At 68.9% G+C, this 5,582-nt stretch carries 9 protein-coding genes and 1 pseudogene; 6 read left to right on the top strand and 4 right to left on the bottom strand.

Features of this window, described 5'->3' with window-relative positions; genetic code table 11:
* Together N911_RS18950 and N911_RS18945 are read right to left on the bottom strand one after the other, a co-directional pair.
* Positions 1-728, bottom strand: a 728-nt coding sequence (locus N911_RS18950; RefSeq protein WP_237560004.1) for a hypothetical protein, incomplete at its 3' end; no start/stop codon positions are given.
* Positions 729-1,148: 420 nt separating this feature from the next.
* A complete protein-coding gene (locus N911_RS18945) occupies positions 1,149-1,412 on the bottom strand; it encodes a hypothetical protein (protein WP_029899047.1) in 264 nt (87 codons plus the stop codon).
* A 56-nt stretch (positions 1,413-1,468) separates the two neighbouring features.
* Here N911_RS18945 and N911_RS18940 point away from each other — a divergent pair, with 56 nt between their 5' ends.
* Positions 1,469-1,645, top strand: coding sequence for a hypothetical protein (locus tag N911_RS18940; protein ID WP_237560003.1), 177 nt, complete (start codon positions 1,469-1,471; stop codon positions 1,643-1,645).
* Between the two features lie 506 nt (positions 1,646-2,151).
* Here N911_RS18940 and N911_RS18555 read toward each other — a convergent pair.
* Positions 2,152-2,295 carry a hypothetical protein gene (locus N911_RS18555; RefSeq protein WP_161781648.1) on the bottom strand — a complete coding sequence of 48 codons (144 nt, stop codon included), beginning with the start codon at positions 2,293-2,295 and terminating at the stop codon, positions 2,152-2,154.
* Positions 2,296-2,464: 169 nt separating this feature from the next.
* Between N911_RS18555 and N911_RS18170 the strand changes: the two are divergent.
* Positions 2,465-2,709: pseudogene (locus N911_RS18170) on the top strand (serine dehydratase beta chain); the annotation flags it as partial.
* Between the two features lie 140 nt (positions 2,710-2,849).
* Here N911_RS18170 and N911_RS0116340 read toward each other — a convergent pair.
* Positions 2,850-3,038 carry a serine dehydratase beta chain gene (locus N911_RS0116340; protein WP_029899045.1) on the bottom strand — a complete coding sequence of 63 codons (189 nt, stop codon included), beginning with the start codon at positions 3,036-3,038 and terminating at the stop codon, positions 2,850-2,852.
* Between the two features lie 814 nt (positions 3,039-3,852).
* Here N911_RS0116340 and N911_RS18550 point away from each other — a divergent pair.
* The 4 genes from N911_RS18550 (at position 3,853) to N911_RS18360 (ending at position 5,334) form a co-directional block, all read left to right on the top strand.
* The gene (locus N911_RS18550; protein ID WP_161781647.1) at positions 3,853-4,029 is read left to right on the top strand and encodes a hypothetical protein; all 177 of its coding nucleotides are present in this window, start codon (positions 3,853-3,855) and stop codon (positions 4,027-4,029) included.
* The gene (locus N911_RS0116325) at positions 3,981-4,433 is read left to right on the top strand and encodes a hypothetical protein (protein WP_029899043.1); all 453 of its coding nucleotides are present in this window, start codon (positions 3,981-3,983) and stop codon (positions 4,431-4,433) included. Before N911_RS18550 ends, N911_RS0116325 begins: the two co-directional genes overlap by 49 nt.
* A 72-nt stretch (positions 4,434-4,505) precedes the next feature.
* Positions 4,506-4,859 (top strand): hypothetical protein, encoded by a 354-nt coding sequence (locus tag N911_RS17810; protein WP_051694554.1) that lies wholly within the window; start codon positions 4,506-4,508, stop codon positions 4,857-4,859.
* 241 nt (positions 4,860-5,100) lie between these two features.
* Entirely contained in the window at positions 5,101-5,334 is a 234-nt protein-coding gene (locus tag N911_RS18360; RefSeq protein WP_138774462.1) for a hypothetical protein, read from the top strand.
* Positions 5,335-5,582: the final 248 nt, after the last annotated feature.

Raw genomic sequence — 5,582 nt, 5'->3', positions numbered from 1 at the left:
CCGGCGTCCTCCACCCGCAGGCGCAGCCAAGCCCGCCTAGACGGATAGGCCGTGGGCAGCTTGTGCCCGGCCAGATTCTCCACCCGCACGTCCACCGCCAAACTTCGCCCGTCCAGGGCCGTGCGCTCAAGCGCCACCCGTGCCGACTTCTCCCGCAGGTGCTCCCGCGTGCGCTCGGCCGTGACGCGCAGGTCGCCGCCGGGGCGACCACGCCCAACTCTCCGGCGTTCTCGCGCAGAATGTCCAGCATCAGGAAGTTGCCGCCCCGGAAAACGTGGCGCGAGAACCCGTCCCGCTCCTTGCCCAGCACGGAGGTCAGTTCCGCTGGTTCCTCCAGGGCGGGCATGTGGCAGGACTGGCAGGACCGCTCTTCCGTGTAGTCGCTGTGCGCCACTCCAGGTAGGGCATCTGCTCCGGCAGCCTGCCGATGACCTCGCCTCCCGCCCGCGCGTGTGGGTGTAGAGGGTGTGGCAGGAGCCGCACAGGGCGGAGTCCTGCACATGTTTGGACTGGTTCGGCTCCAGCAGAGCGGAGGAACGCATGACCCGCTTCCGCCCGCCGTCGATCTCAAAGGGCCCGAAGGCCTGGCGGTCCGCGCCCAGCCCGCTGGCCTCGTCCACCGTGAACCCGGCCACGAAACTCTGAGGCGTTCCCAGCCCCTCCGCCTCGATCTGGTGGCACATGGAACAGGAAACGCCGTCCGAGGCCAGCCTGGCCGCCGGAGTCATGGGATGGGCGCGGCCTGTCCGGCCGCCGCCATGCGCCGCAGGGCGGCCAGGTGGCTGAACACCCGGCCATGGTCCCGCCCACCTTGGCCTGGTAGCGGGCCATGGGCATGTGGCAGGCGGAGCACTCGTCCTGAATCTCCGCCTCGGCCCGAGGGTGGTCCAGCACCTCGCGGCGGATGGAAGCCTGCCAATAGGGTCCCGGGCGGAGTTGGCCATGATGGAGGAACGCCAGTCGTTGCCCATGGAGATGTCCAGGCCCGAAGGCGCGGTGAGTCCGTTGTGGCAGGCCAGGCAGCGCTCGTGGGTGACGAACAGGTTCCGGGGGGGGCGGCCCGTTCCCGGCGTCACCGCCGCCAGCGGCCACGGCCGTACCGGCCAACACCAGCAGGAGAACGAGCAGGAGTCGTATCGCGCGCATGCTCACCATCCCTCGAAGAAACCGCCGTCGAACCAGTCCCAGAGCAGATAGGCCATGTAGCGGTGGTCGCGTGTCTGGTAGTTGTTCAGGGGGTAGCGCACGCCCAGGCCCAGCCGCACGTGCTGGCGGCGGTTCAGGGGAATCTGCACCTGGGGCACCACGTCCCACTCCGTGGGCGTGTTCCGGCCGATCTCCTCCTGGCCCACGAACTCCACCATGGGGGTCACGGTGCGGCCGAAGCGGCCGAAGGTGAAAGTGCGGCCCACGGCAGTGCGCCAGAACCACTCGTCGTTGACGTCGCGGTCGGAGGGTTGCCCATGACGTGGGCGTAGCCCACCTGGGCGTGGGTGAATACGTCCCACAGCGGCCATATCTGCCCCAGGCCAAGTACGGCTCCAGCTTGGTCACGCCGCCGCCCAGGCCGTTCTTCTCCTCGCCCGTGGGGATGACCACCTCCAGCCCCGGGGAGACGATGGAGCCGTACTCCAGGCTGGAGTAGGCCACCAGCTTGGCGCCCAGGGTGGCGTCGCCCACGCCGGACTCCCAGTCCTGGTCGTCCTGCTCCCGCCACTCGTAGGGCACGGCCGCCTCCAACTGGAAGCGCGGCCCGATGCGCTTTTCATAAATGGCCTTGAGGCGGGTGCTCTGGCGCTTCTTGTCGTCCACCTCCAGCTCCACCACCAGCTCGTCCCGGGGTAGGCCTTGGTGGTCACCAGCGGCCGGGGCAGGTTCAGCTCGCCACGCGGCCAATCGTCGTCGCCGCACAGGGAGTGGACGTGGCGCAGCGTCTTGTCGACCTGCTCGATGGTCATGGCGTCGCCGAAGGCGGGCATGAACTCGGAGAAACCCCGCGCCGGGCCGCCCTCGGCCACCACGAAATACCAGTCCTGGGTGGGCTCGCGGGAGGCGAAGTTGCACTCGGTGAAGTCCGGCGGCAGCACGTCGAAGCCGAACTCCTCCGGATCGGCGCCCGTGCCGCCCGGCCGTGGCAGGCGGCGCAGGCCTTCATGTACAGGGCCTCGGGGTCCGAGGGCAGATCGCTTCCAAGTCGCCCATCCTCCGCCCGGCCAGGCCGGCCGCCCAGAACAGCAGCGCGGCCGCCAGCAGCGGCGCGGCCAGCAGTCCCCAGGGCTTCTTGGCGATTCGCATATCTCCTTCCTTGCTCGCGGCCCTGTCCCGGCCAATTCGGCTTGCCTACCAAAAAGGTAGGTAAATACAGGCTCTTCCATTCACTTTAGACCACTCGCGCGGTATCAGGTCAAGTCGTGGACTGTTGACAACGAACCCGCCCGCGCACAAGCGAGGCAGGAGGGTCTGGATGCAGCCCATTCGCACCGGCATATTCGACCTGTTCACCATCGGCCCAGGCCCTTCCAGCTCCCACACCATAGGCCCCATGCGGGCGGGACACAGATTTCTCCAGGTCCTGCGCGGACTGGATGGCGACGCCCTGGCCCGGGCCACAGGGGTGACGGCCAGGCTGTTCGGCTCGCTCTCGGCCACGGGCAGGGGCACGGCACGGACCGCGCCCTGGTGGCCGGGCTGCTGGGCCATCGCCCGGAAGAGGTGGAGCAGGCCTTCTAGAGGAGCTGGCCATGCACCCCAGCCACACCCCGCCGCATCCCCCTGGAAGGAGGCCGATCTGACCGTTTCCGTGGACGGAGTGGGTATTCGGCGCGGTGGATGGGGCATGGCCAGCTCCTCTAGAAAGGCCTGCTCCACCTCTTCCGGGCGATGGCCCAGCAGCCGGCCACCAGGGCGCGGTCCGTGCCGTGCCCCCTGCCCGTGGCCGAGAGCGAGCCGAACAGCCTGGCCGTCACCCCTGTGGCCCGGGCCAGGGCGTCGCCATCCAGTCCGCGCAGGACCTGGAGAAATCTGTGTCCCGCCCGCATGGGCCTATGGTGTGGGAGCTGGAAGGGCCTGGGCCGATGGTGAACAGGTCGAATATGCCGGTGCGAATGGGCTGCATCCAGACCCTCCTGCCTCGCTTGTGCGCGGGCGGGTTCGGTTGTCAACAGTCCACGACTTGACCTGATACCGCGCGAGTGGTCTAAAGTGAATGGAAGAGCCTGTATTTACCTACCTTTTTGGTAGGCAAGCCGGATTGGCCGGGACAGGGCCGCGAGCAAGGAAGGAGATATGCGAATCGCCAAGAAGCCCTGGGGACTGCTGGCCGCGCCGCTGCTGGCGGCCGCGCTGCTGTTCTGGGCGCCGGCCTGGCCGGGGCGGAGGATGGGCGACTTGGAAGCGATCTGCCCTCGGACCCCGAGGCCCTGTACATGAAGGCCTGCGCCGCCTGCCACGGCCCGGCGGCACGGGCGCCGATCCGGAGGAGTTCGGCTTCGACGTGCTGCCGCCGGACTTCACCGAGTGCAACTTCGCCTCCCGCGAGCCCACCCAGGACTGGTATTTCGTGGTGGCCGAGGGCGGCCCCGGGCGGGGTTTCTCCGAGTTCATGCCCGCCTTCGGCGACGCCATGACCATCGAGCAGGTCGACAAGACGCTGCGCCACGTCCACTCCCTGTGCGGCGACGACGATTGGCCGCGTGGCGAGCTGAACCTGCCCCGGCCGCTGGTGACCACCAAGGCCTACCCCGAGGACGAGCTGGTGGTGGAGCTGGAGGTGGACGACAAGAAGCGCCAGAGCACCCGCCTCAAGGCCATTTATGAAAAGCGCATCGGCCGCGCTTCCAGTTGGAGGCGGCCGTGCCCTACGAGTGGCGGGAGCAGGACGACCAGGACTGGGAGTCCGGCGTGGGCGACGCCACCCTGGGCGCCAAGCTGGTGGCCTACTCCAGCCTGGAGTACGGCTCCATCGTCTCCCGGGGCTGGAGGTGGTCATCCCCACGGGCGAGGAGAAGAACGGCCTGGGCGGCGGCGTGACCAAGCTGGAGCCGTACTTGGCCTGGGGGCAGATATGGCCGCTGTGGGACGTATTCACCCACGCCCAGGTGGGCTACGCCCACGTCATGGGCAACCCCTCCGACCGCGACGTCAACGACGAGTGGTTCTGGCGCACTGCCGTGGGCCGCACTTTCACCTTCGGCCGCTTCGGCCGCACCGTGACCCCCATGGTGGAGTTCGTGGGCCAGGAGGAGATCGGCCGGAACACGCCCACGGAGTGGGACGTGGTGCCCCAGGTGCAGATTCCCCTGAACCGCCGCCAGCACGTGCGGCTGGGCCTGGGCGTGCGCTACCCCCTGAACAACTACCAGACACGCGACCACCGCTACATGGCCTATCTGCTCTGGGACTGGTTCGACGGCGGTTTCTTCGAGGGATGGTGAGCATGCGCGCGATACGACTCCTGCTCGTTCTCCTGCTGGTGTTGGCCGGTACGGCCGTGGCCGCTGGCGGCGGTGACGCGGGAACGGGGCCGCCCCGCCCGGAACCTGTTCGTCACCCACGAGCGCTGCCTGGCCTGCCACAACGGACTCACCGCGCCTTCGGGCCTGGACATCTCCATGGGCAACGACTGGCGTTCCTCCATCATGGCCAACTCCGCCCGGGACCCCTATTGGCAGGCTTCCATCCGCCGCGAGGTGCTGGACCACCCTCGGGCCGAGGCGGAGATTCAGGACGAGTGCTCCGCCTGCCACATGCCCATGGCCCGCTACCAGGCCAAGGTGGGCGGGACCATGGGCCGGGTGTTCAGCCACCTGGCCGCCCTGCGGCGCATGGCGGCGGCCGGACAGGCCGCGCCAATCCCATGACTCCGGCGGCCAGGCTGGCCTCGGACGGCGTTTCCTGTTCCATGTGCCACCAGATCGAGGCGGAGGGGCTGGGAACGCCTCAGAGTTTCGTGGCCGGGTTCACGGTGGACGAGGCCAGCGGGCTGGGCGCGGACCGCCAGGCCTTCGGGCCCTTTGAGATCGACGGCGGGCGGAAGCGGGTCATGCGTTCCTCCGCTCTGCTGGAGCCGAACCAGTCCAAACATGTGCAGGACTCCGCCCTGTGCGGCTCCTGCCACACCCTCTACACCCACACGCGCGGCCGGGAGGCGAGGTCATCGGCAGGCTGCCGGAGCAGATGCCCTACCTGGAGTGGCGGCACAGCGACTACACGGAAGAGCGGTCCTGCCAGTCCTGCCACATGCCCGCCCTGGAGGAACCAGCGGAACTGACCTCCGTGCTGGGCAAGGAGCGGGACGGGTTCTCGCGCCACGTTTTCGGGGCGGCAACTTCCTGATGCTGGACATTCTGCGCGAGAACGCCGGAGAGTTGGGCGTGGTCGCCCGGCGGCGGACCTGCGCGTCACGGCCGAGCGCACGCGGGAGCACCTGCGGGAGAAGTCGGCACGGGTGGCGCTTGAGCGCACGGCCCTGGACGGCGAAGTTTGGCGGTGGACGTGCGGGTGGAGAATCTGGCCGGGCACAAGCTGCCCACGGCCTATCCGTCTAGGCGGGCTTGGCTGCGCCTGCGGGTGGAGGACGCCGG

Source organism: Desulfohalovibrio reitneri, assembly GCF_000711295.1.
Lineage (GTDB): Bacteria > Desulfobacterota > Desulfovibrionia > Desulfovibrionales > Desulfovibrionaceae > Desulfohalovibrio > Desulfohalovibrio reitneri.
Note: the sequence above shows the minus strand (reverse complement) of the source record. Positions and strands in the feature narration are given on the sequence as shown.

Coding starts and splice junctions, on each gene's coding strand:
- N911_RS18555 (WP_161781648.1), bottom strand. CDS start 2,295: ATGCGAATCGCCAAGAAGCCCTGGGGACTGCTGGCCGCGCCGCTGCTG.
- N911_RS0116340 (WP_029899045.1), bottom strand. CDS start 3,038: ATGCGGGCGGGACACAGATTTCTCCAGGTCCTGCGCGGACTGGATGGC.